The 21,667-nt window shown below is 43.8% G+C and carries 22 protein-coding genes; 20 read left to right on the top strand and 2 right to left on the bottom strand.

Annotated features, from left to right (window positions below):
* From mraY to D8797_RS07090, 7 genes are all read left to right on the top strand, one after another.
* Window positions 1-984: a phospho-N-acetylmuramoyl-pentapeptide-transferase gene (gene mraY / locus D8797_RS07120; RefSeq protein ID WP_125379828.1), complete on the top strand. Its 984-nt coding sequence runs from the start codon at window positions 1-3 to the stop codon at window positions 982-984.
* A 100-nt stretch (window positions 985-1,084) separates the two neighbouring features.
* The gene (locus D8797_RS07115) at window positions 1,085-2,428 is read left to right on the top strand and encodes a DEAD/DEAH box helicase (RefSeq protein WP_125379826.1); all 1,344 of its coding nucleotides are present in this window, start codon (window positions 1,085-1,087) and stop codon (window positions 2,426-2,428) included.
* A 208-nt stretch (window positions 2,429-2,636) separates the two neighbouring features.
* Complete coding sequence (locus D8797_RS07110) at window positions 2,637-3,443, top strand: amino acid ABC transporter permease (protein WP_062123009.1); 807 nt, start codon at window positions 2,637-2,639, stop codon at window positions 3,441-3,443.
* Window positions 3,443-4,186, top strand: coding sequence for an amino acid ABC transporter ATP-binding protein (locus D8797_RS07105; protein WP_015605309.1), 744 nt, complete (start codon window positions 3,443-3,445; stop codon window positions 4,184-4,186). Before D8797_RS07110 ends, D8797_RS07105 begins: the two co-directional genes overlap by 1 nt.
* Window positions 4,187-4,280: 94 nt before the next feature.
* Window positions 4,281-4,505 carry a DUF4059 family protein gene (locus D8797_RS07100; protein ID WP_045500825.1) on the top strand — a complete coding sequence of 75 codons (225 nt, stop codon included), beginning with the start codon at window positions 4,281-4,283 and terminating at the stop codon, window positions 4,503-4,505.
* A 68-nt stretch (window positions 4,506-4,573) separates the two neighbouring features.
* Window positions 4,574-5,485, top strand: coding sequence for a thioredoxin-disulfide reductase (gene trxB, locus D8797_RS07095; RefSeq protein ID WP_125379882.1), 912 nt, complete (start codon window positions 4,574-4,576; stop codon window positions 5,483-5,485).
* Window positions 5,486-5,693: 208 nt separating this feature from the next.
* Window positions 5,694-9,155 (top strand): GBS Bsp-like repeat-containing protein, encoded by a 3,462-nt coding sequence (locus D8797_RS07090; RefSeq protein ID WP_125379824.1) that lies wholly within the window; start codon window positions 5,694-5,696, stop codon window positions 9,153-9,155.
* Between the two features lie 277 nt (window positions 9,156-9,432).
* On the opposite strand, the gene D8797_RS07085 is transcribed toward D8797_RS07090, so the two are convergent.
* Window positions 9,433-9,717 carry a bacteriocin immunity protein gene (locus D8797_RS07085; RefSeq protein ID WP_125379822.1) on the bottom strand — a complete coding sequence of 95 codons (285 nt, stop codon included), beginning with the start codon at window positions 9,715-9,717 and terminating at the stop codon, window positions 9,433-9,435.
* Between the two features lie 528 nt (window positions 9,718-10,245).
* Between D8797_RS07085 and glmU the strand changes: the two genes are divergently transcribed.
* From glmU to D8797_RS07065, 4 genes are all read left to right on the top strand, one after another.
* Window positions 10,246-11,625: a bifunctional UDP-N-acetylglucosamine diphosphorylase/glucosamine-1-phosphate N-acetyltransferase GlmU gene (gene glmU, locus D8797_RS07080; protein ID WP_125379820.1), complete on the top strand. Its 1,380-nt coding sequence runs from the start codon at window positions 10,246-10,248 to the stop codon at window positions 11,623-11,625.
* Between the two features lie 8 nt (window positions 11,626-11,633).
* Window positions 11,634-12,185, top strand: coding sequence for an NUDIX hydrolase (locus D8797_RS07075; protein ID WP_125379818.1), 552 nt, complete (start codon window positions 11,634-11,636; stop codon window positions 12,183-12,185).
* 12 nt (window positions 12,186-12,197) lie between these two features.
* Window positions 12,198-12,509, top strand: coding sequence for a cell wall synthase accessory phosphoprotein MacP (macP, locus tag D8797_RS07070; protein WP_045500835.1), 312 nt, complete (start codon window positions 12,198-12,200; stop codon window positions 12,507-12,509).
* An 82-nt stretch (window positions 12,510-12,591) separates the two neighbouring features.
* Window positions 12,592-13,284 carry a 5'-methylthioadenosine/adenosylhomocysteine nucleosidase gene (locus tag D8797_RS07065; RefSeq protein WP_125379816.1) on the top strand — a complete coding sequence of 231 codons (693 nt, stop codon included), beginning with the start codon at window positions 12,592-12,594 and terminating at the stop codon, window positions 13,282-13,284.
* Window positions 13,285-13,336: 52 nt separating this feature from the next.
* Here D8797_RS07065 and D8797_RS07060 read toward each other — a convergent pair whose 3' ends face one another.
* Window positions 13,337-14,224 carry a YitT family protein gene (locus D8797_RS07060; protein WP_125379814.1) on the bottom strand — a complete coding sequence of 296 codons (888 nt, stop codon included), beginning with the start codon at window positions 14,222-14,224 and terminating at the stop codon, window positions 13,337-13,339.
* Window positions 14,225-14,404: 180 nt separating this feature from the next.
* On the opposite strand from D8797_RS07060, the gene tmk reads away from it, so the two are divergent.
* The 9 genes from tmk to D8797_RS07015 all read left to right on the top strand — a co-directional run bounded on the left by tmk (window position 14,405) and on the right by D8797_RS07015 (window position 21,557).
* A complete protein-coding gene (gene tmk / locus D8797_RS07055; RefSeq protein WP_125379812.1) occupies window positions 14,405-15,043 on the top strand; it encodes a dTMP kinase in 639 nt (212 codons plus the stop codon).
* Window positions 15,040-15,942, top strand: a complete 903-nt coding sequence (locus D8797_RS07050; RefSeq protein ID WP_125379810.1) for a DNA polymerase III subunit delta' — start codon at window positions 15,040-15,042, stop codon at window positions 15,940-15,942. The genes tmk and D8797_RS07050 overlap by 4 nt, the downstream gene beginning before the upstream one ends.
* A gap of 9 nt (window positions 15,943-15,951) precedes the next feature.
* A complete protein-coding gene (gene yabA, locus D8797_RS07045; RefSeq protein WP_005591852.1) occupies window positions 15,952-16,269 on the top strand; it encodes a DNA replication initiation control protein YabA in 318 nt (105 codons plus the stop codon).
* 2 nt (window positions 16,270-16,271) lie between these two features.
* The gene (gene rsmI / locus D8797_RS07040; RefSeq protein ID WP_125379808.1) at window positions 16,272-17,138 is read left to right on the top strand and encodes a 16S rRNA (cytidine(1402)-2'-O)-methyltransferase; all 867 of its coding nucleotides are present in this window, start codon (window positions 16,272-16,274) and stop codon (window positions 17,136-17,138) included.
* A gap of 139 nt (window positions 17,139-17,277) precedes the next feature.
* Window positions 17,278-18,369 (top strand): 3-phosphoserine/phosphohydroxythreonine transaminase, encoded by a 1,092-nt coding sequence (serC, locus tag D8797_RS07035; protein WP_125379806.1) that lies wholly within the window; start codon window positions 17,278-17,280, stop codon window positions 18,367-18,369.
* Between the two features lie 12 nt (window positions 18,370-18,381).
* Window positions 18,382-19,557 (top strand): 3-phosphoglycerate dehydrogenase family protein, encoded by a 1,176-nt coding sequence (locus D8797_RS07030; RefSeq protein ID WP_125379804.1) that lies wholly within the window; start codon window positions 18,382-18,384, stop codon window positions 19,555-19,557.
* Between the two features lie 136 nt (window positions 19,558-19,693).
* A complete protein-coding gene (locus D8797_RS07025) occupies window positions 19,694-20,047 on the top strand; it encodes an arsenate reductase family protein (protein ID WP_125379802.1) in 354 nt (117 codons plus the stop codon).
* Between the two features lie 167 nt (window positions 20,048-20,214).
* Window positions 20,215-21,150, top strand: a complete 936-nt coding sequence (msrB, locus tag D8797_RS07020) for a peptide-methionine (R)-S-oxide reductase MsrB (RefSeq protein WP_125379800.1) — start codon at window positions 20,215-20,217, stop codon at window positions 21,148-21,150.
* Window positions 21,151-21,314: 164 nt separating this feature from the next.
* Entirely contained in the window at window positions 21,315-21,557 is a 243-nt protein-coding gene (locus D8797_RS07015) for a hypothetical protein (protein ID WP_005592291.1), read from the top strand.
* Window positions 21,558-21,667 lie beyond the last annotated feature (110 nt).

Genomic DNA, 21,667 nt, shown 5'->3' with positions numbered 1-21,667 from the left:
ATGTTAACAGCAATTATTGCAGGAATTCTAACCTTTATCCTAACGCTTGTTGGGATTCCTGCCTTTATCCGTTTTTATCACAAGGCTCATATATCAGGCCAGCAAATGCACGAGGATGTTAAGCAGCATCAGGCTAAGGCTGGAACGCCGACGATGGGGGGAACCGTCTTTCTGGTTGCTTCTGTTTTGGCTAGTTTTGTGACAGCTTTGCTTTCCAAACAACTGTCCAACGGCTTGATTATGATTCTCTTTATCTTGGTTCTCTATGGAATCGTTGGCTTTTTGGATGATTTCCTCAAGGTTTTCCGTAAAATCAACGAAGGCCTGAATCCTAAACAGAAACTAGCTCTGCAGCTGGTAGGGGGAGTTATCTTTTACTTCTTCTACAATCAGCACGGGGCAGGTGACTCTCTCAATGTCTTTACGATTCCAGTGCAGCTGGGCTTCCTCTATATCTTCTTCGTCCTCTTTTGGCTGGTTGGTTTCTCCAACGCTGTCAATCTGACTGATGGAATTGATGGCTTGGCTAGTATCTCCGTTGCGATCAGCTTGGTAGCCTACGGGGTCATTGCTCTGGAGCAGAAGCGCTTTGACCTTCTGATTGTCATTATCAGCATGATTGGTGGTTTGCTAGGCTTCTTTGTCTTTAACCATAAGCCTGCTAAAATCTTTATGGGGGATGTGGGGAGTCTTGCTTTGGGCGGTATGCTTGCAGCCCTCTCTATTGCCTTGCACCAAGAGTGGACCTTGCTTCTCATCGGAATTGTCTATGTATTTGAAACGACTTCTGTTATGATGCAGGTGACTTATTTCAAGCTGACGGGTGGCAAGCGGATTTTCCGTATGACGCCAGTCCATCACCACTTTGAACTGGGTGGTTTTTCTGGTCATGGCCAGCCTTGGAGCGAATGGAAGGTCGACTTCTTCTTCTGGGGCGTAGGTCTCTTAGCCAGCTTGCTGACTTTGGCAATTCTATATTTGTGATATGAAGGTGGGTGTAAGCCCGCCTTTTCTCGTCCTGAGCTGAGCAGAAAAGATATTTTTTTGGTATAATAGATAAGATTAAGAGTAAACAGAGGAAAAAATGAAATTTACAGAATTTAACTTTAAAGATTATATTCAGGAAGCCCTCAAGGACCTGAACTTTGTAGAGGCGACGGAGGTTCAAGAAAAGCTGATTCCGGTGGTTTTATCTGGCCGAGACTTAGTTGGGGAGTCCAAAACAGGATCAGGCAAGACCCACACCTTCTTGCTGCCTATCTTCCAGCAATTAGATGAAGAGGCGGACAGTGTCCAAGCGGTGATTACAGCACCCAGCCGAGAATTAGCAACCCAGATCTATCAGGCAGCACGTCAACTGGCTAGCTTTTCGGAGCAAGAAATTCGAGTGGCCAACTATGTCGGCGGAACTGACAAGGCCCGTCAGATTGGCAAGCTAGAGTCTAGCCAGCCCCATATCGTCATTGGAACGCCGGGGCGGATTTATGACTTGGTTGAGTCAGGTGATTTGGCTATCCACAAGGCTCACACCTTTGTCGTGGACGAGGCTGATATGACGCTTGATATGGGCTTTTTGGAGACGGTCGACCGGATTGCAGCTCGCTTACCTAAAGACCTGCAGTTTTTGGTTTTCTCGGCTACTATTCCGCAGAAGCTTCAACCTTTCTTGAAGAAATACCTGTCTAATCCGGTCATGGAGCAGATTAAGACCAAGACGGTGATTGCCGATACCATTGATAACTGGCTCCTGTCAACCAAGGGGCGGGATAAGAATGCCCAGATTTATGAGATTAGTCAGCTCCTCCAGCCTTATCTGGCGATGATTTTTGTCAATACCAAGACTCGAGCGGATGAATTGCAGGCTTATCTGACTGCGCAGGGTCTAAAAGTAGCCAAGATTCACGGTGATATCCCGCCGCGGGAGCGCAAGCGTATCATGAATCAGGTCAAGAATCTGAATTTTGAATACATAGTGGCGACGGACTTGGCAGCTCGAGGGATTGACATCGAGGGGGTCAGTCATGTCATCAATGATGCCATTCCACAGGATTTGTCTTTCTTTGTCCATCGTGTTGGTCGGACTGGACGAAATGGCCTTCCCGGCACAGCCATTACCCTTTATCAACCGAGTGACGATTCTGATATTCGTGAGTTGGAAAAGCTGGGCATCAAGTTTACTCCTAAGATGATCAAAAATGGCGAATTTCAAGATACCTACGACCGGGATCGCAGAGCTAATCGGGAGAAGATCAAGGAAAAGCTGGACACAGAAATGATTGGTCTGGTCAAGAAGAAAAAGAAAAAAATCAAACCAGGCTATAAGAAGAAAATCCAATGGGCAGTGAATGAGAAACGCCGCAAGACCAAGCGAGCTGAGAACCGCGCACGTGGTCGAGCAGAACGCAAGGCTAAGCGCCAGACTTTTTAGCCATAAATTCTTTCTATGGCAGATATAGAAAAATTATATTTTAAAGACCAGTGAAACTATGATAGACTAGGATTACTGGTCTATTTTATTGTCATTTTCCAGTTACCTACCGGAGGTTCAGAGATTGGTTATTCTTGATGCCAAATAGTTTTCATCTGGGTCAAATTATGATAGAATAATGCATTATCGAGAAAGAGAAGTAATTGAAATGTTTACAACTTATATCCTAGCTGCAAACTGGTATGAAGAGCTCTTGAAGCTCCTTCCAGACGGCAAATTATTTAGTTTACGTGCTGTTTTTGATGCCATTCCAGCGATCCTGAAAACCTTGCCTGTCACACTTTTGTTGACGCTGGGTGGGGCATTTTTTGGCATTATCTTGGCCATGATTTTCGCAGTGGTCAAGATTAACCGCACAAGAATTTTGTATCCTATTCAGGCTCTCTTTGTGAGCTTCCTCCGTGGGACGCCCCTTTTGGTTCAGCTCATGCTGACCTATTTTGGGATTCCGCTCCTGCTGAAAGCCATCAATCAAAAATATGGGACAGCTTTTAATATCAATGCCATCCCTGCCTCAGTCTTTGCCATTATTGCCTTTGCTTTCAATGAAGCGGCCTATGCCAGCGAGACGATTCGGGCAGCTATTCTTTCAGTGGACGCGGGTGAGATTGAAGCAGCTCGCAGTCTGGGAATGACCAATCGCCAAGTCTATCTGCGGGTCATCATTCCAAATGCAGCAGTTGTGGCAACACCGACTCTGATCAACTCCCTCATCGGCTTGACCAAGGGAACCTCTCTGGCCTTTAGTGCGGGCGTCGTAGAAGTCTTTGCCAAGGCTCAGGCTATCGGTGGGTCGGATTATCGTTATTTTGAGCGCTTCATTTCCGTTTCGATTATTTACTGGATTGTCAATATCGTGATTGAGCAAATTGGCCGTGCGATTGAAAAAGCTATGGATATCAAGGCGCCAGCCAATCTGGAAAAAATGGAGCAAGCGCAAGGAGGTAGGATTTGATGATTAAAATTTCCCAGTTAAGTAAGGAATTTTCTGGACAAAAGGTCTTGGATAATCTGAGTTTGGAAATTCAAAAAGGCGAAGTCATTGCTCTAATAGGCTCCTCAGGTGCTGGTAAATCAACCTTCCTGCGCAGCCTTAACTATTTGGAGCAGCCAGACAGCGGAAGGATTGAAATTGATAACTTCAAGGTGGATTTTTCAACCATTTCACCAGATGAGATTTTGACGCTACGTCGAAAATTGGCCATGGTTTTTCAACAGTTTAATTTATTTTCCCGTCGAACGGCTCTGGAAAATGTCAAGGAAGGTTTGCTGGTAGTTAAAAACTTGTCTGACCAAGAGGCGACTAAAATTGCTAAGGAAGAGTTGGCAAAGGTGGGGCTGTCTGATCGTGAGAATCATTATCCCAAGCATTTATCAGGCGGTCAAAAACAGCGGGTTGCTTTAGCGCGAGCCTTGGCCATGAAGCCAGATGTTCTCTTGCTAGATGAGCCGACCTCAGCCCTTGACCCAGAGCTAGTCGGTGAGGTAGAGAAATCCATTGCCGACGCTGCTAAAGCAGGACAAACCATGATTCTGGTCAGCCATGATATATCTTTTGTCTCTCAGGTAGCAGATCGGGTGCTTTTCTTGGATAAGGGGCATATTATCGAGTCAGGTAGTCCAGAGGAGATTATCAATCATCCCAAGGAAGCTAGAACTAAAGAATTCTTTGCTAGTTACAAACGGACTTATATTTGATATAATAGAGAAAGTGAAAGCTCAGTTGGCTAGACCAGCTGGGTTTGTTTTCGACTGAAACCTTTTTAAGGCAACTGATTATTTAGGAGCTGACATGTTAATTAAGATTTTTTCTCTCTATATCCAAAGTCTCATCTATACGACGATTCTGGTAGGACTTGCCGATGGTTTGTGGCTTTTATTGCAGCGGCTCGGTCGCAAGGATCGAACTCTTGCGGTAGGCCAAAGCCAAATTTACGATCTTCTTTTGATTACAATTATGACGATTCCAATTTTGTCTTTTGCGATTTTTGGCTTACTGGTTGTTCTCAAAGCTTAAATACTTGTAAAAGATGCGCTAGTTTGTTAGAATAACAGTAGTTACAACAAAGAGAAAGGGAAAAGATGATGTACGATACAATGATTATTGGAGCTGGTCCTGCGGGAATGACAGCAGCCCTCTATGCAGCTAGAAGCAATCTTAAAGTGGCCCTGCTTGAACGCGGTATTTACGGCGGCCAGATGAATAATACTGCGGAGATTGAGAACTATCCCGGTTATGCTCGTATCAGTGGACCAGAGCTGGCTGAGAAAATGTTTGAGCCCCTAGAAAATCTAGGTGTAGAGCATCTATTTGGTCAGGTTGAAAAGATTGAAGACCATGGCGACTATAAGAAAATCATTACTGAGGATGAAGTATTTGAGACCAAGACAGTGATTTTGGCTCCTGGTGCCAACCATCGCCATCTAGGAGTTCCTGGCGAGGAAGAATACAATAGCCGCGGTGTGTCCTACTGTGCGGTCTGCGATGGTGCTTTTTTCCGTGATGAAGATCTCTTAGTGGTCGGAGGCGGCGATTCTGCTGTTGAAGAAGCGATTTTCCTCACGCGCTTTGCAAAGTCTGTGACCATTGTTCACCGTCGGGACCAACTGCGGGCGCAGAAGCTCTTGCAGGAGCGGGCCTTTGCCAATGAAAAAATCAGCTTTATCTGGGATTCCGTCGTAAAAGAAATCAAAGGGGACGATCGCAGGGTAACTAGTGTCGTTTTTGAAAATGTAAAAACGGGGCAAATCAGCGAGTCAGACTTTGGCGGCGTCTTTGTTTATGTCGGTCTAGATCCTGTTAGCGATTTTGTCAAAGACTTAGGAATTTGTGATGAAGCTGGCTGGATTGTGACGGATCAACACATGAAAACGGCTATTGACGGCATTTATGCCATTGGAGATGTCCGTCAGAAAGACCTGCGCCAAATCACCACAGCCGTTGGAGACGGAGCAGTGGCAGGCCAAGAAGTTTATAAATACATCACAGAACATTAAAGAGGAAGAGGTTGGGATAAGATCAAAAATGAATCATTTTTTGGTCTGTCCCAGCTCTTTTTTATTTTTGTTTACGAATGAAATAATAGAAAGAATAGGTTTCAAATCAGTTTAGGACTAAATGATACAAATTTGTTACCAATTTGTAATAATTGTCCTATTATGCTACAATAAAGGTGTGCAACTCTAAAAAGGATGGAGAAAGCGTATGAAAACAAAAGGATTAGTTTATTTAGCTAGTACAGCTATTTTATTAGCAGCCAGTGCTAATAGCGTTTTTGCTGACGAGACAAGTCAAGCAGCAAATGATAGACAGCAGACGGAGCCCTCAGTTGCTGTGACCAATCTAGATACTTCTAAACAGGCGGATCTAGCTAGCAAGCCTTCAGAAGCAGATTATGAAACAAAGAAAGATAGTGGTGCAAGTGGTGCATCTGAAGCTTCTTTAGGTAAAAATGAAAAAGTCGCTTCAAGTTCATCTGAAAAGGACGGAAACTCGTCGCGTGAACAGTCTAAGAACGATTTAGCATCAGTCCCTTCTGAAAATATTTCTTCAGGTAGAGCTTCATTTAGATCTGTGACAGCTTCTTCTGATAAGCAACAAGAAGCAGAAACAAAGGCAGAATCTGAGCCAAAAGAGAGAGTTTCTCGTGCAGTTGATGACAAGCCTCAAGGTACTATCAATATTACAAATGTTGATCCAAATGCTGGTACTTTCGATGTGCATGTAACCAATATCTCATCCCCTAAGCCTATTAAAAAAGTCGCCCTACCAACTTGGTCCAGCGTGAATGGTCAGGATGATATTATCTGGTACGATGCTAAACGACAAGTGGATGGAACCTATAAAATTAGCGTTACAGCTCGTGACCATAAGATGTCCACAGGTGAGTACAATATCCACCTCTATTATCTCTTGGAAGATAATCAGTTGGTCGGTGTAGGCGGTACAAAAACAACGGTTACCATCGGCAAACCACAAGGAAAAATTGATATTGTCAATAATAATCCAGACACAGGCAGTTTCGATGTTGTTGTCTCAGGAGTTTCTAATCCTTATGGTGTGAAAAAAGTTGCTGTTCCTGTTTGGTCTAGTGTCAATGGTCAAGACGATTTAGTCTGGTATGAGGCGCAGCGCCAGACCAATGGCAATTACACTGTCACAGTAAAAGCTTCTCACCACAAGAACTCTCTAGGTGAGTACAATATCCATCTCTATTATGTTCAGGATAATGGTCAGTTGGTCGGTGTAGGTGGTACAACGACTACAGTTTCTAAGGCTCAGCCTAAAGGAACGCTGAAAATTGAAAACAATAATCCAGATACAGGTAGTTTTGATGTTGTTGTTTCTGGTGTTTCCAGTCCTTATGGTGTCAAGGAAGTCAAGTTACCGACCTGGTCCAGCGACAAGGGCGGTGATGACCTGATCTGGTACACAGCAGTTAAACAGGCGGATGGTACTTATCGAGCAACTGTCAAAGCAGTGAATCATAAGAAATCAACAGGCGAATACAATGTCCATCTCTACTATATTCAAGATGATGGTCAGCTGGTTGGTGTAGGTGGTACTCGAACAACAGTTAGCCTATCTCAACCTAAAGGAACCTTGAAAATTGAAAACAACGATCCAGCTACTGGTAGCTTTGATGTCGTTGTCTCTAACGTTTCCAATCCTTTTGGTGTCAAGGAAGTCAAGCTGCCGACTTGGTCTAACGATAAAGGTCAAGATGATCTAGTCTGGCACACAGCAATCAAGCAGTCCGATGGCACCTATCGGGCTCGCATCCAGGCTCGCGATCACAAATATTCTTTGGGAGACTACACTGTTCATCTTTACTATATCCAAGATGACGGTCAATTAGTCGGTGTAGCAGGCACCCAGTTCAGTTTAGCAGCTAAGCCTAAAGGAACTTTGAAAATTGAGAACAACAACCCGGATACGGGCAGCTTCGATGTTGTTGTGTCTGATGTTGTCAGTCCTTTTGGCGTCAAGAGTGTACATCTGCCGATTTGGTCTAGTGATAAGGGTGGAGATGACCTTATTTGGTACACAGCGACCAAGCAGTCCGATGGTACCTACAGGGCTAGCATTCAAGCCAGCAACCATAAGATGTCCACTGGTGAGTATCATATCCACCTTTACTACCTTCAAGATAATGGCCAGATGATTGGGGTTAGTGGCACAACAACCACTGTTTCTGTCGCTAAACCAAAGGGAACTCTCACGATTGCCAATAATAATCCAACAACAGGTAGTTTTGATGTTGTCGTGAGCGGAGTGAGCAGTCCAGAGGGAGTTCGTGAAGTGCTTCTGCCAACTTGGTCTAGCGTCAATGGTGGAGATGATATTATCTGGTATCGAGCTGTCAAGCAGTCTGATGGTACCTACAAGATGAATATTAAGGCGAGCGACCATAAATATTCTACAGGTGAGTATAATGTCCATCTCTATTATGTAGGGAATAATGGCCAGTTGGTCGGAGTTGGAGGAACCAAGACAACCGTATCTCTAGGAACTCCTAAAGGTAAGTTGACTATCCAGAATAATAATCAACAGACAGGTACCTTTGAAGTGGTGGTTTCTGAAGTTGAGAATGCTTATGGTGTCAAGGAAGTCAAATTGCCAACATGGTCAAGTGCTAACGGTCAGGACGACATTATTTGGTACACAGCAGTCAAGCAAGTTGATGGTACCTACAAGGCACAGGTCAATCTACGTGACCACAAGTATTCTACAGGCGAATACAATATCCACCTCTACTATGTGCAGAATGACGGCCGTATGGTTGGAGTTGGAGGCACGAAGACAACAGCGAATGTAGCTTCAGAACACATTAAGCCAACGGGTCAAATCACCATTAAAAATAATAATCCTCGATTAGGCACGTTCGAAGTTGTAGTCACTAATGTTTATAGTCCAAAAGGAGTCCAGGAAGTCAAATTGCCAACTTGGTCAAGTGTCAATGGTCAGGATGACATTGTTTGGTATCGGGCTCAAAAGCAAGCCGATGGTAGTTATAAGGCCCTAGTACGCACCTCTAGCCATAAATATTCTACTGGAGAATACAATATTCACCTCTATTATGTTCAAAATGATGGTAGTTTGGTAGGCGTTGGTGGAACGACTACAACGGTTAACAGAGGAGTTTATGATACGCCTTATTATTCGCAACGTGATCCTAGATGGGCTGGTTTATATTATGGAAAATATAATTTAGCAGCCACTGGCTGTGTTCCTACCACATTAGCAATGACTATTTCTGGTATTACAGGTCAAACTGTTTTACCAACAACCGTAGCGGACTTCCTTTATCATCATACAGACTCCTTTAACAAAAATGGTCTATTTGGAACGTCAAGTAAGGGGATTGTCCAAGGGGCACAGAACTGGGGACTGACCACAGATGTCTTGCATTCATCAGCAGCCCTTAAAGAAGCTTTGGCAGCAGGCCATCATGTCATGGCGGCTGTTGGTAATAGCGTATTTGCTAGCTATCCTGTTACTCATGAGATAGTCTTGAGAGGCTATCAAAATGGCCAAACCCAGGTCTATGATCCTTATAATGCTAATAATAACGGTTGGTATTCAGTGGATTATATCTTTGGTTCCAAGAGCGGAGCGCCTGAAGATAATACAGAAGGTTCACCGTTTATCTCTGTGAGAGCTTAGATAAAATATATACATAAGGCTGTAACACTCTAGTGTGCTAACAGTGTCTACATTCAGGAGGTTGGGACAAAAGAGTCCTAACCTCTTTTTTATGGCTGGATTGTAAAATATCATGCAAGAAAAAAACTCATAGAACCTCAATTAGTGTGAACTGTAAGTTGCTAGCCCACCAGCTCCACTATGAGATTCTATGAGTTTTTGATCATCATACCATATTGGAAGATGATTTGCGTATTCATCTTGAATGCTTTCAAAAGTGCCAGTTGCAACTTATGCCCTAACGAATGAGCACACTTCCCCAATAATATTTCCATCTTGTTTTTTCAAGGTATTTTTTGAATGCGATCAATTCATCGGACTTATTCTTCAGCACCTCGTCACATACAAAAGGATACAACTTAAATGCCAAATAACTGATTTGGTCCCCCTTCTGTAGCCCTTTGGCACTATTTAGGAGCTCTTCACGTAGCTTTGAGCTAATGATGATACTATCGCTATTATAGATTCTGTCAATCTGTTGGTAGTATTCATCTCTCTTCTTGCGATTTTTAGTAAACATCATAACCAAGATCTCCTTACAACTTTAAATTTATAAATTGGCTAGCTAAAAACAATAAAACTATAAAATGGGGCTCTCAATTCTTGAATAGTATCATCCCAAAATGGGTCACATAATAATAGTATTGTCCTAGTAGATTTGAGAGTTTCCTGCACTTTATAAGACAGGGGTGAACATTTGATTTTATGTCATTATAGCAAATATTTCTTTACTTATCAATTTTAAATGTGTAATCGTCAACCAAATTTTGATAATAGAAGTATTAGACATATAGTGTGTTTAAGGAGAACAATTTGCTGATCATTCGCTGCTATCAAAAGCTAGTATAAACGAAGGAAAAAACGTTTTTAAGCTCCGCTAGAAGAAGTTTAAAGAATTGGTCTGGATGGAGTAGATTGCGAATTGAGCAGAGTGATTTGGTCCATAAACCTTTTTCTCTAAGTGCGATTTCCTGCTTCTGCAATTAGCATTTTAAAAAATTATCTTTTAGTGGTATAATAAGGGTAATATCTTAGAGAAAAGAGTTCATTTATGACAAATTATGCCGTTATTTTGGCTGCGGGTAAGGGTACCCGCATGAAATCAGATTTACCAAAGGTATTGCACAAGGTAGCAGGAATTTCCATGCTAGAGCACGTTTTCCGTAGTGTTAGTGCGATTGAGCCTGAGAAGACTGTCACTGTTATCGGACACAAGGCGGAGCTGGTCGAGCAAGTCTTGGCAGGTCAGACAGAGTTTGTCCGTCAGACCGAGCAGCTGGGAACGGGTCACGCGGTTATGATGGCTGAGCCTGTTTTGGAAAATCTAACTGGTCAAACATTAGTTATTGCTGGCGATACTCCCCTGATTACGGGAGGAGGCTTGAAAAATTTGATTGATTTTCATATCAACCACAAGAATGTAGCGACGATTTTGACGGCAGAAGCGGACAATCCATTTGGTTATGGCCGGATCGTGCGCAACCAGCATGGAGAAGTCATCAAAATTGTCGAGCAGAAGGATGCTTCTGACTTTGAGCAACAAATCAAGGAAATCAATACGGGAACTTACGTCTTTGACAATGCCCGTCTCTTTGAGGCACTCAAAAATATCAATACCAACAATGCTCAGGGAGAATACTATATCACAGATGTGATTGGCATTTTCCGCGAGAATGGTGAAAAAGTCGGTGCTTATACGCTGAAAGACTTTGACGAAAGCCTCGGTGTCAACGACCGCGTGGCTTTGGCGACAGCTGAAAGCATTATGCGTCGCCGGATTAACCAGCAGCACATGATTAACGGTGTCAGCTTTGTCAATCCAGATACGACCTATATTGATGTAGATGTAGAAATCGCACCTGAAGTGCAAATTGAAGCAAATGTGACCCTGAAAGGTCAAACCAAGATTGGGGCAGAGACGATCCTGACCAATGGGACTTATATTGTAGATTCAGAAATTGGTCAGCGAGCGGTCATTACAAACTCGATGATTGAAGAGTCTAGATTGGCAGATGGAGTGACGGTTGGGCCTTACGCTCACATTCGTCCAGGTTCTAGTCTAGCTAAGGATGTCCATGTCGGAAACTTTGTAGAAGTTAAAGGATCATCAATTGGAGAAAATACTAAGGCTGGACATCTAACCTACATCGGGAATGCTGAGGTTGGCGCTAATGTCAACTTTGGTGCGGGAACAATTACGGTCAATTATGATGGTCAGAAGAAGTATAAGACTATCATTGGAGATAATGTCTTTGTTGGTTCAAACTCGACTATTATTGCCCCAGTTGAGCTGGGTGACAATTCACTGGTCGGTGCGGGTTCTACGATTACGAAAGACGTACCAGCAGATGCCATTGCTCTGGGACGTGGCCGTCAGATTAACAAGGAAGATTATGCTAAGCGTCTTCCTCATCACCCTCAAAATAAGTAGGTTTAGTCATGGAATTTGAAGAAAAAACCGTCCAACGGACGGAGATTTATCAGGGACCGATTTTTAAAGTGGTTCAGGATCAGGTAGAGTTGCCAGAGGGTAAAGGTCAAGCCAAACGGGATTTGATTTTTCATAATGGTGCGGTGGCTGTGATTGCTATCACTCCGGAAAATAAGATGATTTTGGTCAAGCAGTACCGCAAGGCCATTGAAGCGACTTCTTACGAGATTCCAGCTGGCAAGCTGGAGCTAGGAGAGAATGCAGATCCCCAAGCGGCTGCCCTCCGAGAATTAGAAGAAGAGACGGGCTATACTGGGCAGTTAGAGTTGGTCTATGATTTCTACTCTGCCATTGGTTTTTGCAATGAAAAAATCAAGCTCTACAGCGCCAGTTATTTGACAAAGGTCGAAAACCCTCGTCCCCAAGACGAGGATGAAACATTGGAACTTTTTGAAGTCAGTCTGGAGGAGGCACATCAGTTGCTGCAAAATGGTGACATCTGCGATGCCAAGACCATCATGGCCCTTCAGTACTGGCAACAAAAAAATCTGAATAAATAGGAACGTAGATCAATGGGAAAAGCTTTATTAACAGATGAAATCATTGAGCGGGCCAATCGTGGAGAACATATTGATGGTCCCTTGCTGATGGACGATGAAGAAACTAAGGTCATTTCTATTGCTAGAAAAGGAACTTTTGGTTATGCTGCTCCACGGCAAGCTGTCAATCAGGATACTCTGCAGATTGAAGTTGAACCGACAGTTATCAAAAGTCGTCGAATCGAAAATCAAAAACGAAGTATTTTTCAGGCTAAGTTAAACAAAATCCTGTTCTGGATTGTGCTTCTTTTGATTGGTTTAATTGCGGCCATTATTTGGCTATGATAAAGAGGGGAGTGACGGAAACGAGAAAATGAAACTCTGCTTCCTCTCCCTCTTTTTAATGTAAAAAAGGAAAGAATGAATCATGAAAATCGGAATTATCGCGGCTATGCCTGAGGAGTTGAAGCTGCTGGTAGAGCATCTGGAGATGGCTGAGAAACACCAGCGCCTAGGGCATGTCTACCATACTGGTCGGATTGGCCATCATGAGGTTGTCCTGGTGGAAAGTGGAATCGGCAAAGTCATGTCAGCTATGAGTGTGGCTGTATTAGCCAATGACTTTGAGATAACGGCGGTCATCAATACGGGTTCCGCCGGAGCAGTGGCTCCAGGTCTAGAAATTGGAGATGTAGTGGTGGCAGATCGTTTGGTCTACCATGATGTGGATGTGACAGCTTTTGGCTATAACTATGGTCAAATGGCACGGCAACCCCTCTACTATGAAGCCAGTCGCTACTTAGTTGAGGAGATGAAAGCAGTGCTGGAAAAGACCCAGCAGACGAGCCGAGTTGGCTTGATTGCGACGGGAGATAGCTTTATCGCTGGACAGGACAAGATTGACCAAATTAAGGAGCATTTTCCTGATGTCTTGGCAGTAGAGATGGAGGGAGCAGCCATTGCTCAAGCCGCTCATTCTCTTGGTTTGCCTTTTATGGTCATTCGTGCGATGAGCGATACAGCCAGCCATGATGCCAATATCACTTTTGATGAATTTATCCTAGAAGCAGGTAAGCGCTCAGCTGAAACCCTCATTCAATTATTGAATACCTTAGACTAAAAAAGACTACAGAATGACCAATCATTCTGTAGTCTTTTTGTGTATGATAACTCTATTTGATGATAGGTTGTTTATTAGAGTCTAGAGTAAAGCCTTCTCCTAAGATTTCATGGGCTTCTGTAATGGTTGTAAAGGCAAATGGATCAATGTCATTGATGAGTTTCTTCATTTGCTGCATTTCGTTACGAGAGACAACACAATAAACGATTTGCAAATCTTGCTTGCTATAGAAGCCCTGTCCTTGCAGATAGGTAACCCCTCTTCCAAGTTTTTCATTGATGGCTTCAGCTAGTTCTATTGGTTTGCTGGTGACAATCAGGAAGCCTTTGCCAGCGAAGCCACCTTCAGCAATCAAGTCAATAACACGAGAGGTGATAAAGACAAACATGAGTGTATAAGAAACCATGCGCAGATCTTTGAAGACTAAAAGAACCAGAGAGATCACGATAAAGTCCACTGTCAGCATGAGGCGGCCCATGGAGATGCTGGTATATTTATTGAAAATACGAGCTACAATATCGGTACCACCAGTCGTTCCTCCAGCGTTGAAAATAATGCCTAGACCAACACCAAGAATAATTCCCGTTCCAAGGCAGGCTAGTAAGACGTCGCCATCTAAGGAAGAAAAGAAATAGTCTTGTAAATGTTTGGAGGCAGGTAGCAACTCGAATAGTTTCAGCCAAGCTGATACAGAGAAAGTTCCTAAAATACTAAGGTAAAGGGTGCGATTTCCCAGTAATTTCCAAGCGAGAATAAAGAGTGGAATATTGATGACCAGGTTGGTGGTTGATACAGGAATCTTGAAAAGGTAGTAGACAATCAAGGTGATCCCCGTTGCTCCGCCTTCATACAAGTGAAAAGGAATCACCAAATAATGAATCCCAAATGAAAAAATTCCAGCCCCCAGAATGATGGCCAGTGCATTTTTAAATTTAAACATCAGACTCTCCTAAGAATTTTCTGACTCTATTTTATCAAAAGTTTTCATTTTTGAAAATAATATGAAATATTTTTCGAGAAATTCTTCTATGGGCTTTTGGGATAATTTTTGGTACAATAAAGCATAGACTAAAATAGGAGTTTCTGTATCTATTGGCAGAATGAATGTAAAAGGAAAACGATGAAAAAAGGTGTTTTTATATCGCTAGAAGGCCCAGAAGGTGCTGGGAAAACCAGTGTCTTAGAGGCTTTGCTTCCTCAGCTGAAAGAGATGGGCTACGAGTTGCTGACGACGAGAGAGCCTGGCGGTGTCGCTATTTCTGAGAAAATCCGCGAGGTGATTTTGGATAAGGGGCACACAGCCATGGATGCTAAGACGGAGTTGCTGCTTTATATTGCCAGCCGACGTCAGCATCTGGCGGAGAAGGTTCTGCCTGCTCTAGAGCAAGGGACATGGGTCTTGCAAGATCGGTTTATTGATAGCTCAGTGGCCTATCAAGGCTACGGCCGGGGCTTGGCAGTTGATGATGTGGAATGGCTCAACCAGTTTGCGACAGATGGGATCAAGCCGGATTTGACCCTCTATTTCGATATTGATGTCAAGGAAGGTCTGGCTCGCATTGCTAGAGACCAGGAGCGCGAAGTCAATCGTTTGGATCTGGAAGGTCTCGACTTGCACGAGCGCGTGCGTCAAGGCTATCTGGCTATTTTAGAAAAGGAACCAGAACGTTTCGTCAAGATAGATGCTAGTCAGCAGCTGGAGCAAGTCGTGGCCGACAGTTTGGCAGTTATCAAAGAGCGTTTTATCAAAGAAAAATGACAGTAGAAGAATTACGTCAGGCCCAGCCTCAGCTTACAGAAACTTTTCAGCAAATCTTAGAAGCAGGGCGGCTTAATCATGCTTATTTGTTTTCGGGGAATTTTTCTAGTTTTACCATGGCTTTGACCTTGTCCCAGAGTCTCTTTTGTGAGAATCGTCAGGGAGTTTGGCCCTGCGGTACTTGCCGGTCCTGTCGCTTGATTGAGAGTGAGGATTTCTCAGATGTGACGATTGTGCGGCCGATGAATGGCATTATTAAAACGGAGCGCATTCGTGAGTTAGTGAGAAATTTCTCCCAGAGCGGTATGGAGGGCAATAGACAGGCCTTTATCATCTGTGATGCAGATAAGATGCACGTCAATGCCGCTAATTCCCTCCTCAAGGTCATCGAAGAGCCCCAGAGTGAGATTTACATCTTTCTTTTGACGGCCGATGAGCATCTGATCCTGCCCACCATCAAGAGCCGAGCGCAGATTTTCCACTTTCGGAAGAATCAGGCAGCTCTCCAGCACCAGCTGGAAGAGGCTGGCTTAATCAAAAGTCAGGCTGAGTTGCTGGCTGCATATAGCCAGACCCAAGAAGAGGCCGATCAGTTGGTTTCCAACAAATCTTTCTTTGAGCTGGTCAGTGAGAGTCAGCGATTTGTCAAGGCTGCCCTGACCAATGAGAATCAGGCTTATCTCCAAGTGGCCAAGCTAGCTAAACTGGCTGAGGACAAGGATAAACAGGAGCAGGTCTTTAAAATCTTGGAAGTCTTGCTGGCCAAGGAACTTGGAAGCGAGGCAGGTCGCAAGAAACTGGAAGATCTCTTGGAAGCAAAGAAGATGTGGCGAGCCAATGTGTCTTTTCAAAATGCTCTGGAATACATGATTTTAAAAGCCAGTGCCCAAGCAAGATAGGAGCAGATAATGAATAAAAAAGAACTATTTGATGCCTTGGATGATTTTTCTCAGACGCTTTTAGTGACCCTTGCCGAGGTAGAGGCCATCAAGAAAAATCTTAAGAGTGTCGTAGAGGAAAATATCGTCCTCCAGCTAGAAAATGACAAGCTGAGAGAGCGACTAGGTGAGGTAGAGCAAGCAGCACCGGTTAAAATCAATAAAAATCGGGACAACCTTCGCAAACTGTACTACGATGGTTTTCATGTGTGTACAGATTTCTATGGTCAACGCCGAGAAAACGATGCGGAGTGCATGTTCTGCGACGAGTTGTTATTCAGGGAGTAGAAATGCAGATTCAAAAGAGTTTTAAGGGACAGTCGCCCTACGGCAAGCTGTATTTGGTAGCGACTCCCATTGGAAATATGGACGACATGAGCATTCGCATGGTCAATACTCTCAAGGAAGTGGATGTCATTGCGGCTGAAGATACTAGAAATACGGGCCTTCTGCTCAAATACTTTGGAATTGAGACGCGGCAAATCAGCTTTCATGAGCACAATGCTCAGGAAAAGATACCGGTCTTGCTGGACTTGCTCAAGTCAGGGCAAAATCTAGCCCAGGTATCCGATGCAGGTTTGCCCAGTATTTCGGATCCGGGGCATGATTTGGTCAAGGCGGCTATTGCTGAGAACATTGCTGTAGTAACGGTTCCGGGCCCTAGTGCTGGAATTTCCGCTCTGATTGCTAGTGGTTTAGCGCCTCAGCCTCATATTTTTTATGGTTTCTTGCCTCGCAAGTCAGGGCAGCAGAAGGAATTTTTCGAGAGTAAACAGTCTTATCCAGAGACACAGATCTTTTACGAATCTCCTCATAGGGTCAAGGCTACGCTGGAAAATATGCTGGAAGTCTATGGCGATCGCTCAGTGGTCTTGGTTCGTGAGCTCACCAAAATCTACGAAGAATACCAAAGAGGAAGGATTTCTGAGTTGATAGACTATCTAGCGGAAAACTCTCTTAAGGGCGAGTGCCTCCTGATTGTGGCTGGTGCAAGTCTAGAGAAGGAAGAAAAAGCGGATGCGGATCTCTTGGCTGAAATTGACAGCTTGGTCCAATCCGGCAGCAAGAAAAATCAGGCTATTAAAGAAGTGGCCAAAAAATACGGGCGCAATAAGAGCCAACTCTATGCCCTTTATCATGAAGAAGACAGAAACTAGTCCTATTCGACTAGTTTTTTTGTTCAAAATCTTCCTTTTGTTCGGGAATTTCCCCAAAAGAAAAATATCTTTGAAAGAATTATAGAAATTTTCTGAACATTGTGATATGATAGACAAAATACATTTTTGGAGGTAGGATATGACCATTTACAATTTTTCTGCTGGACCGGCAGTATTGCCCAAGGAAGTCTTGAAAAAAGCTCAGGCTGAGTTTTTAGACTATGCCCAAAGTGGCATGAGTGTGATGGAGATGTCCCACCGATCCAAGGAATTTGACGATATTATCAAAGAAGCTGAGAGCTTGCTGCGTGAGCTCATGGATATTCCGGACAATTACCGCGTGCTATTTTTGCAGGGTGGGGCTTCTACTCAGTTTAGCATGATTCCCCTTAATCTAGCTCAAGGCGGCAAGGCCTATTACATAGTGGCTGGATCTTGGGGAAAGAAAGCTTACACCGAAGCAGTCAAGCTGTCTAAGACAGTGCCTTTTGAACCTATTCTCTTGGCTTCGTCAGAGGACTTAAATTACACGGAAATTCCTTCTTTTGACGAAAAGGAGATTGATCCGCAGGCGGCTTATGTGCATCTGACAACCAATAATACTATCGAAGGAACGGCTATTTATGACCTGCCTGCGACCAATGGCGTGCCGATTGTGGCAGACATGTCTTCTAATATCCTTGCTGCTCAATACCGAGTAGAGGATTTCGGTTTGATTTATGCTGGGGCTCAGAAGAATATCGGACCTGCCGGCGTGACAGTTGTCATCATCCGTGAGGATTTGCTCAATGACGAACCTGTTCTATCTAGCATGTTGGATTACCGTATTCAGGCAGACAATGGCTCTCTTTACAATACACCACCGACTTTCGCCATCTATCTGGCCAAGCTGGTCTTTGAGTGGGTCAAGGAGCTGGGTGGCGTAGCAGAAATGGAAAAGCGCAATCGTGAAAAATCGGGCCTTTTGTACGACTTTATTGAGCAGTCAGACTTTTATCGCAGTCCAGTCCGTTATAAGGAGCAACGCTCAGTAGCCAATATTCCCTTTGTGTCTCCTAGCCCAGAGCTGGACGCCAAATTTAACAAAGAGGCTGCAGCAGCGGGATTCAAGAATATCAAGGGGCACCGCAGCGTAGGCGGCATGAGAGCTAGTCTCTACAATGCCTTTCCACTCCAAGGTGCCAAGGACTTGATTGCCTTTATGCAGAAATTTGAAGAAGAAAATTCTTAAGAGAGGGAAACTATGGTCTTTAGTGTCAAAACCTTTAACAATATCAATCAAATCGGTCTTAAGGAGCTGGGCAATGCTTTTCAGATTGACGGAGATAAGTCTGACAATCCAGACGCTTATATCCTGCGCAGTCAAAACCTGCATGGACAGGAATTTCCAACTAATCTAAAAGCCATTGCACGGGCAGGTGCAGGAACCAATAATATTCCTGTCGACCAGGCAACAGCGCAAGGAATCGTGGTTTTCAACACACCTGGAGCTAATGCCAATGCGGTGAAAGAAGCAGTCTTGGCTTCCATTCTCTTGTCTGCGCGTGACTATATCGCTGCTAACAGCTGGGCTAATGGCCTTTCTGGTGATGATGTTCCCAAGCAAGTGGAAGCTGGTAAGAAACAGTTTGCTGGGACAGAGATTGCAGAGAAGACTTTGGGAGTCATTGGGTTAGGAGCAATCGGTGGCCGTATTGCCAACGATGCCTATCGTCTGGGGATGAACGTCCTAGGTTATGATCCTTATGTATCCATTGAAACAGCTTGGAATATCTCTAGCCATGTCAAGCGGGTAGCGGACATTAAGGAAATCTTTGAGAAGAGTGATTATATCACTATCCATGTGCCCCTGACTGAGGATACACGTGCTACTTTTGATCAGGAGGCTTTTGGTCTCATGCAAAAGGGAACAACCCTTATCAACTTTGCCCGTGGCGAGCTGGTGGATAATGCTGCCCTCTTTGAAGCTATAGAAGCTGGTGTTATCAAACGCTATATCACAGACTTTGGTGTAGAAGAGCTGCTCCGTCATCCGCAGATTACAGTCTTTCCGCATCTGGGCGGATCGACTGAAGAAGCTGAGCTCAACTGTGCTATTATGGCTGGGAAAACCATCCGACGTTTCATGGAAACGGGGGAGATTATTAACTCAGTGAATTTCCCTAATGTCCGTCAGGCTCTCTCAGCCCCTTACCGGATTACCCTGATTAACAAAAATGTACCGAATATTGTAGCTCGGATTTCAACAGCGGTCAGTGATTTAAATATCAATATCGACAATATCATCAATCGTTCCAAGGGTGATTATGCCTATACTTTGCTGGATCTGGATGAGTCGGATGAAAGTAAGATTCAGGACTTGGTTGATAAATTTGAGAACAGCGACAATATTGTGCGCGTGCGTTTAATTAAAAAATAACCGAGAAATAGACGGTGTTTCTTTATGTAATGCGTCTGTACCAGCCGATGAGCCTTTCGCTTGTCGGCTTTTTCTAATGTGTCTCGGCTTGACAAGAAGGAGCTAGCTGGGCTATCATAGGGACGGAGGAAAAACAATGTTACAATTTATCGAATACCCAAAATGCTCTACCTGCCGCAAGGCCAAGGCTGAGCTCAATCAATTAGGAGTGGACTTTGAAGCGGTGGATATTGTCAAGGAAACGCCTAGCCAAGAGCAACTTTTGCAATGGATAACTCATTCAGATTTGGAGATTAAGTCTTTCTTTAATACCAGTGGTATCAAGTACCGAGAATTGGGGCTCAAGGATAAGGTCCCTCAGTTTTCTGCTGAGGAGGCAGCCGCACTCTTGGCGACCGACGGCATGCTGATTAAGCGACCACTGCTAGTCCAAGATGATCGGATTGTGCAAGTTGGCTATCGGACCGAATACAAGGAATTAAACCTTTAATCAAAGATGGGAAATTTCCTGTCTTTTTATATTTTCTTGAAACTATTAAATTTAGTTAATCCGTAGGGGCGCAGTATTTGATATGATTTCTAAGAAAGTCCCAATCAAAATCCTATAAAAGTTTCTCTTTTTATGAGAAAATAGAGGAAAAGATTGGAGGGATATTTATGGCAGAAATTTATCTAGCAGGCGGTTGTTTCTGGGGCTTGGAGGAATATTTTTCTCGGATTGAAGGCGTTGAGGAGACGACAGTAGGCTATGCCAATGGACAAGTAGAGTCCACCAACTACCAGCTCATTCACCAGACCGACCATGCGGAGACGGTGCACTTGATTTATAATGAAGATAAAATCAGCCTGCGAGAAATTTTGCTCTACTATTTCCGAGTCATTGACCCCTTATCCATCAACAAACAGGGTAATGATATTGGCCGTCAGTATCGGACAGGTGTTTACTATGTCCGTGAGGAAGATCGCGCCACTATCGAGCAGGTTTTTGCTGAGCGGGAGGAGCAATTAGGACAAAAGTTGGCTGTAGAGCTAGAGCCCTTGCGCCATTATATCTTGGCCGAGGATTATCATCAGGACTATCTCAAGAAAAATCCGACGGGTTATTGCCATATCAATGTCAAGGATGCTGAGCAGCCCTTGGTCGATGCGGGCCATTATCCTAAGCCTAGCCAGCAGCAACTCAAAGCAGTGCTAAGTGAGGAGCAGTATCAGGTGACCCAGCAGAGCGCAACGGAGCGCCCTTTCCATAATGCTTACAACGCGACTTTTGAGGCAGGGATTTATGTTGATGTGACAACTGGCGAACCACTCTTTTTTGCGGCTGACAAGTTTGAATCTGGTTGTGGCTGGCCTAGTTTTGCTCGTCCTATCGCTCGCGAAGTTATCAAATATTATCAAGATTTGAGTCATGGCATGGAGCGAATCGAAGTGCGGAGTCGCTCAGGAAATGCCCATTTGGGTCACGTCTTTACTGACGGTCCGCAGGAGTTAGGTGGCTTGCGCTACTGCATCAACTCAGCAGCTCTGCGATTTATTCCCAGAGAGAAAATGGAAGAGGAAGGCTACGGCTACCTGCTACCCTATATGGACTAATGCTCACTTTTGTCGCTTACCGACGTGTTCAAAATCTAGCTAAACTAGACAGAAATAATCAGCCAATTTCCTCTTTTCTAACGCTCCAAGCATTTATATATGTAAATACCATAGAAAAGTGTATAATGGTTAGGAAAAGATAAATGTTATGGAAGGAATGCAAAATGGAGAAATTGGATATTACTACAATGTCTGATTATAAAAAGGTAGAAGCTGTTATTCAATTACTAATCGATGGAGTTTTGACCAGCTATCGTGTGGCGACAGATGCCAACATCAGCAAAATGAGCATCTTGACACTGGTCAAAGGTAGCAGCAAGATTAAGAATATTACTTATCAAACGGCTATTGCTCTGATTAATTGGTATGAAGAAAATCATGAAAAATACGGTATTACTATTCAATAAGTAGCCGATTTTACAGGGAAATATATATAACTGGAATTCTATGAGTGGCTTGCTTGTGGGATTCTTTTACTGAAGGAAAGAATAGCCTTTCCATTATTGCAGGAAAGGCA

Origin of the sequence: Streptococcus cristatus, from assembly GCF_003944225.1 — a bacterium.
GTDB lineage: Bacteria > Bacillota > Bacilli > Lactobacillales > Streptococcaceae > Streptococcus > Streptococcus cristatus_K.
The sequence above is the reverse complement of the archived record's forward strand: the minus strand, read 5'-3'. Positions and strand labels throughout refer to the sequence as shown.

What these genes read in the sequence shown, in the direction of transcription:
- mraY (WP_125379828.1), top strand. Translation starts at nt 1, where the DNA reads ATGTTAACAGCAATTATTGCAGGAATTCTAACCTTTATCCTAACGCTT.
- D8797_RS07115 (WP_125379826.1), top strand. Translation starts at nt 1,085, where the DNA reads ATGAAATTTACAGAATTTAACTTTAAAGATTATATTCAGGAAGCCCTC.
- D8797_RS07110 (WP_062123009.1), top strand. Translation starts at nt 2,637, where the DNA reads ATGTTTACAACTTATATCCTAGCTGCAAACTGGTATGAAGAGCTCTTG.
- D8797_RS07105 (WP_015605309.1), top strand. Translation starts at nt 3,443, where the DNA reads ATGATTAAAATTTCCCAGTTAAGTAAGGAATTTTCTGGACAAAAGGTC.
- D8797_RS07100 (WP_045500825.1), top strand. Translation starts at nt 4,281, where the DNA reads ATGTTAATTAAGATTTTTTCTCTCTATATCCAAAGTCTCATCTATACG.
- trxB (WP_125379882.1), top strand. Translation starts at nt 4,574, where the DNA reads ATGTACGATACAATGATTATTGGAGCTGGTCCTGCGGGAATGACAGCA.
- D8797_RS07090 (WP_125379824.1), top strand. Translation starts at nt 5,694, where the DNA reads ATGAAAACAAAAGGATTAGTTTATTTAGCTAGTACAGCTATTTTATTA.
- D8797_RS07085 (WP_125379822.1), bottom strand. Translation starts at nt 9,717, where the DNA reads ATGATGTTTACTAAAAATCGCAAGAAGAGAGATGAATACTACCAACAG.
- glmU (WP_125379820.1), top strand. Translation starts at nt 10,246, where the DNA reads ATGACAAATTATGCCGTTATTTTGGCTGCGGGTAAGGGTACCCGCATG.
- D8797_RS07075 (WP_125379818.1), top strand. Translation starts at nt 11,634, where the DNA reads ATGGAATTTGAAGAAAAAACCGTCCAACGGACGGAGATTTATCAGGGA.
- macP (WP_045500835.1), top strand. Translation starts at nt 12,198, where the DNA reads ATGGGAAAAGCTTTATTAACAGATGAAATCATTGAGCGGGCCAATCGT.
- D8797_RS07065 (WP_125379816.1), top strand. Translation starts at nt 12,592, where the DNA reads ATGAAAATCGGAATTATCGCGGCTATGCCTGAGGAGTTGAAGCTGCTG.
- D8797_RS07060 (WP_125379814.1), bottom strand. Translation starts at nt 14,224, where the DNA reads ATGTTTAAATTTAAAAATGCACTGGCCATCATTCTGGGGGCTGGAATT.
- tmk (WP_125379812.1), top strand. Translation starts at nt 14,405, where the DNA reads ATGAAAAAAGGTGTTTTTATATCGCTAGAAGGCCCAGAAGGTGCTGGG.
- D8797_RS07050 (WP_125379810.1), top strand. Translation starts at nt 15,040, where the DNA reads ATGACAGTAGAAGAATTACGTCAGGCCCAGCCTCAGCTTACAGAAACT.
- yabA (WP_005591852.1), top strand. Translation starts at nt 15,952, where the DNA reads ATGAATAAAAAAGAACTATTTGATGCCTTGGATGATTTTTCTCAGACG.
- rsmI (WP_125379808.1), top strand. Translation starts at nt 16,272, where the DNA reads ATGCAGATTCAAAAGAGTTTTAAGGGACAGTCGCCCTACGGCAAGCTG.
- serC (WP_125379806.1), top strand. Translation starts at nt 17,278, where the DNA reads ATGACCATTTACAATTTTTCTGCTGGACCGGCAGTATTGCCCAAGGAA.
- D8797_RS07030 (WP_125379804.1), top strand. Translation starts at nt 18,382, where the DNA reads ATGGTCTTTAGTGTCAAAACCTTTAACAATATCAATCAAATCGGTCTT.
- D8797_RS07025 (WP_125379802.1), top strand. Translation starts at nt 19,694, where the DNA reads ATGTTACAATTTATCGAATACCCAAAATGCTCTACCTGCCGCAAGGCC.
- msrB (WP_125379800.1), top strand. Translation starts at nt 20,215, where the DNA reads ATGGCAGAAATTTATCTAGCAGGCGGTTGTTTCTGGGGCTTGGAGGAA.
- D8797_RS07015 (WP_005592291.1), top strand. Translation starts at nt 21,315, where the DNA reads ATGGAGAAATTGGATATTACTACAATGTCTGATTATAAAAAGGTAGAA.